This window comes from Pseudomonas sp. P5_B2, from assembly GCF_056400445.1.
The window spans coordinates 1-4,127 of record NZ_JBFULH010000364.1 but is presented as its reverse complement, the minus strand read 5'-3'; the positions used below and the strand labels follow the sequence as shown (position 1 = coordinate 4,127).

The window sequence follows — 4,127 nt, the reverse complement described above, 5'->3', positions numbered from 1 at the left end:
CAATGGAAGGATCGAGCCCACGAGTAAAATCGTGTCGGGAGTACGGCCAAAAGCGCGACTTCATCCGCATGCGAGTCGACATGAGGCGGTGTGGATGACGCCTTTGGACCGTGATGGTCAGAAACTCGGGCTTACACTCTTGTAGAGGAAAAAGCCGGATCCAAACAAAAGAAGGCGGCCATATGGTCGCCTTCTTCGCATTACCGATCGAGATTAAAAATCGTCTTCGACCTGACCGTCTTTGACTTTGAATTCGCGGTTCTGCAAGTACGCATTACGGATAAAGGTGTACTTGTCACCGGTGATCAGCTTCTCGCTCGACAGCAAACTGGCACGCGTGTCGACGATATTCAGACCGAAGACCGTATTACGCACCGACACGTCGTCGATGTAACGGTACGGGCCGGAATAGCTGTCGACGAGCTTGGAAGGCGCATCACGCACAGTGCTTGGGCCCAACAATGGCAGCATCACGTAAGGACCGCTACCGACACCCCAATAGCCGAGGGTTTGACCGAAGTCTTCGTCGTTGCGATGCAAACCCATTTTGGTGCCGACGTCGAAAAAGCCCAGCAGGCCGAACGTGGTGTTGAATATGATGCGCGCAGTGTCGGTGCCCGCGGCGACCGGTTTGACCTGCAGAATATCGTTCACCAGGTTGGTGACATCACCCACATTGCGGAACATGTTATGAATGCCGTCTTCCAGAAACTGCGGTGTTATGAACTGATAGCCCTGAGCAACTGGCTTTAGGGCATAAGTGTCGATCACATCGTTGAATTTGAAGATCGGACGGTTAACGCTTTCCCAAGGGTCGTCTTCCGAAGCAGCCTGAGCCACAAACGGAACCAGCAACACGCTGGCACACACACAAAGCTGAGCGAAATGTTTGCTCAAGCGCATAGAAAAACCCCCTGGACTATTACTTGCACGGGCACTTGGCCCGGGCGTTAAGCTGATCAGTATAAGACGGAAAAGCCGGTTTAGCAGCATCGCGTACATTCGCCTGCAGATGAGTCGTGCTGATTGCGAGCGCTTCACATCAATGTCACTCAACTGTCACTGACGCCGCATAACCTTGTCCCTATTTCAGGGACGTCAATATGCGAAACGCTGAAACCTTGCCCATTGCAGCACCCAGTTTGACTGCCGTCTTATTCGGCCTCAGCGGTTGCCTGGTAGATTTCGGCGCCCGGACACGGCAACACGGGGTTTATTCTGCCGAGCACTCCGAGGCTACTCCTGGCGCATTGGACAGCCTGCGCAGTTTGCAGCGCCAGCAAATCCCCTGTGCCTGGCTCGATGAATTACCCCCCGCCCTCAGCCAATCTCTGGCCGCCACGCTGCCTTCCGGGATCAGCCCTTCGCAACACCCCGCAACAATCAATCCATGGCCCGCACCGAATGCTTGCTGGCAAGCACTGATGGCGTTGAATGTCGAGCGCCTGGATGGCTGTGTGCTGGTCAGCGGCGAACCTCGATTGCTGCRATCGGGCTTGAATGCCGGGTTGTGGACGATTGGTCTGGCATCTTGCGGCTCGCTCTGCGGCCTCGCGCCCAGCGAATGGCATGCATTGAATCAAAAGGAACGCGAGCACCTGCGCGGCAAGGCGACGATGCAGTTATTCGGTTTGGGCGTGCATTCTGTGATTGATCACCTGGGTGAACTCGACACCTGCCTGGCCGATATCAGTCTGCGCAGGCTCAAGGGTGAAAAGCCCTGACCGAGATCATGCAGGTTGTGCGCAAGTGGATTAATCTAAAGGTCAGCCATAGACCTTTGGCGCGAGGCTGCGGTCTATGCCAGTGCCTATCGATAAAAGGAAGAACGCCATGCCTGCCCGCGAACTGCAAAAACAACTCGATACTCTGCGCGAGCAATTGGAACAGAATCCCCCGCTTACCGAAGCCGAGCGCGAGGATCTGCACGCGCTGATGCAACAGATCGAGCTGGAAATTGAACTGGAAACCAAAACCAAGGATTCCAGCCTGGCGGACGGCGTCAACCTGGCCGTCGAACGCTTTGAACTCGATCACCCCGTCATAGCCGGCACCTTGCGCAACATTGCACAAACCCTGGGCAACATCGGAATCTGAACCCGTCAGATGCAAAAAAGCCCCGCTATCACTAGCGGGGCTTTTTCATATTCGGGATTTGCAATGCAATCCCCTTGTGGGAGCGGGCTTGCTCGCGAAGACGGCGTGTCAGTCGACGCCAATGTTGAATGATTCACCGCATTCGCGAGCAAGTCGAATCGTCACACCGCCGCTCCCACATTAGATCTTCACTGACGGACCAGGCGGTGGTTCGGCAGTTGAACCGTCTCGGTGCTGCGATACGGGTTGATATCCAATCCGCCACGGCGCACATAACGCGCATACACCGTCAATTTCTCCGGTTTCAACAACCGCTGCAAGTCGAGGAAAATCCGCTCCACGCACTGTTCATGAAAGTCCGAGTGTTGACGGAAACTCACGATGTATTCCAACAAACTCGCGTGATCCAGCGCCGCGCCACGGTATTCCACCGCCACACTCCCCCAGTCCGGCTGACTGGTCACCGGGCAATTGGACTTGAGCAAATGGCTGTGCACGCTCTCTTCGACAATGCGCGACTCATCGCAACGCAGCAGTTCCGGACGCGGATGCTCGTAGTTGCTGACGCTGATGTCCAGTTCATCGATGCATACGCCCGGCAACGCCACGACACCTTCGGCTTCAACGTCTTTTAGACTGCGAATACGCACGCCAACCGGTTTCCCGGCGGCGGCCGACAGGTCTTTCGCCAGCGTCACTTCAAGGCTGGCGGTGTCGGCAAATGGCGTCTGGTTCAGCGAGTTCAGGTACAGCTTGAACGACTTCGATTCGATGATGTTCGGCGAATCCGCCGGGATGCTGAACTCGCCAATCGCCACCACGGGCTTGCCCGACGGCAACAGCCACGACAGCTCGAAGCAGTTCCAGAAATCCACGCCCTTGTATGGCAGGGTTTCAGCCGTCAGGCCCAGCTCGGCCCATTTTGCAGTGCGCGGAATCGGGAACAGCAAGGACGGCGTATAAGTGGCGATGTATTCGCTGGATTTGCCCAGCGGCGAGTGTTCGGCTGCGGGATGCATGGCGGAAACCTGACTGAAGAATCAGCGGATTCTACCAGCCTTTGCGCCCGCCATTGAGTGCTTACTGACTGACAGTCAACTTGCCGACCATGCCAGCCTGATAATGACCAGGAATGTTGCAGGCAAACTCCAGGCTGGTGGCCTTGGAGAAGGTCCAGGTCAGTTCTGCTGTTTTGCCCGGCTCGACGAGGACGCTATTCGGATCATTGTGTTTCATCGATCCATGATCCATGCCCGCCATCGAACCGTGGTCCATTTCCTTCATACCTGTAGGCGTCAGCATGCCGCTCTGCTGCATCTGCAACATTTCCTGCTGATGCTTGGCATGCATCGCCGCGTCCCCCAGGTTGAATTCGTGTAACAACTGGCCTTTATTCACCAGCACAAAGCGAACCGTCTCACCGGCCTTGATCTCGATGGCCGTGGGGGTGAACGACATATCGCCCATCACCACTTCAACACTGCGAGTCGCCTCAGCCGTCGTAGCGGGTTGGCCGAAGTCGTAGGTATGCGCCGGAGCAGCCCACACCGGCGAACTCAACGCCAACAAACACGCCACCAGCGACAAAGATTTGCGCAAAAACATCGTCGTACTCCAACAAGATAAGGTTCAGCCTGCGGAAAACTCTAAACTGCTGCCACTGCCCGCAACCTGACAGCCAGATTACAACTTTGTCAGGTTGACCGTTATCAGCGCTGCCCACGGTATAAAGCGTTCGTTCCATTTGCCCAGAGTCGCCCATGAAACTGCTGATCGTCGAAGACCAACCGAAAACTGGCCACTACCTGCGTCAGGGCCTGACTGAGGCCGGTTTCAACGCCGAACTGGTAGCCGACGGCAGCACCGGGCAACAACTGGCGCTGAGCGGTGACTACGCGTTGTTGATTCTCGACGTAATGTTGCCCGGCCGCGATGGCTGGCAGATTCTGCAAGCGGTGCGCGGCGCCGGTCTCGACACGCCGGTACTTTTTCTGACCGCCCGAGACGCCGTGGAAGACCGGGTTCATGGC

The 4,127-nt window shown here is 56.3% G+C and carries 6 protein-coding genes; 3 read left to right on the top strand and 3 right to left on the bottom strand.

The genetic code is table 11. From position 1 onward, the window contains the following. Window positions 1-213 precede the first annotated feature (213 nt). The gene (locus AC1DRJ_RS20475; RefSeq protein WP_477803746.1) at window positions 214-903 is read right to left on the bottom strand and encodes an MlaA family lipoprotein; all 690 of its coding nucleotides are present in this window, start codon (window positions 901-903) and stop codon (window positions 214-216) included. A 200-nt stretch (window positions 904-1,103) separates the two neighbouring features. Here AC1DRJ_RS20475 and AC1DRJ_RS20470 point away from each other — a divergent pair, with 200 nt between their 5' ends. Beyond that, on the top strand, window positions 1,104-1,724 hold the full coding sequence (locus AC1DRJ_RS20470; protein ID WP_477803745.1) for an HAD family phosphatase: 621 nt from the start codon (window positions 1,104-1,106) through the stop codon (window positions 1,722-1,724). Between the two features lie 109 nt (window positions 1,725-1,833). Then, window positions 1,834-2,097, top strand: coding sequence for a DUF4404 family protein (locus AC1DRJ_RS20465; protein WP_033048880.1), 264 nt, complete (start codon window positions 1,834-1,836; stop codon window positions 2,095-2,097). A gap of 188 nt (window positions 2,098-2,285) precedes the next feature. Here the strand turns inward: AC1DRJ_RS20465 and queF are convergent, their stop codons facing one another. Both queF and copI read right to left on the bottom strand, forming a co-directional pair. Next, window positions 2,286-3,116, bottom strand: coding sequence for an NADPH-dependent 7-cyano-7-deazaguanine reductase QueF (queF, locus tag AC1DRJ_RS20460; RefSeq protein ID WP_477803744.1), 831 nt, complete (start codon window positions 3,114-3,116; stop codon window positions 2,286-2,288). A gap of 61 nt (window positions 3,117-3,177) precedes the next feature. Then, entirely contained in the window at window positions 3,178-3,702 is a 525-nt protein-coding gene (gene copI / locus AC1DRJ_RS20455; RefSeq protein WP_477803743.1) for a copper-resistant cuproprotein CopI, read from the bottom strand. Window positions 3,703-3,857: 155 nt separating this feature from the next. Between copI and AC1DRJ_RS20450 the strand changes: the two genes are divergently transcribed. Next, a partial coding sequence (locus AC1DRJ_RS20450; RefSeq protein WP_477803742.1) for a response regulator occupies window positions 3,858-4,127 on the top strand: 270 nt, incomplete at its 3' end.

Excerpts from the sequence above, each read along its gene's own strand:
- queF (WP_477803744.1), bottom strand. The coding sequence starts at position 3,116 with ATGCATCCCGCAGCCGAACACTCGCCGCTGGGCAAATCCAGCGAATAC.
- AC1DRJ_RS20475 (WP_477803746.1), bottom strand. The coding sequence starts at position 903 with ATGCGCTTGAGCAAACATTTCGCTCAGCTTTGTGTGTGTGCCAGCGTG.
- AC1DRJ_RS20465 (WP_033048880.1), top strand. The coding sequence starts at position 1,834 with ATGCCTGCCCGCGAACTGCAAAAACAACTCGATACTCTGCGCGAGCAA.
- copI (WP_477803743.1), bottom strand. The coding sequence starts at position 3,702 with ATGTTTTTGCGCAAATCTTTGTCGCTGGTGGCGTGTTTGTTGGCGTTG.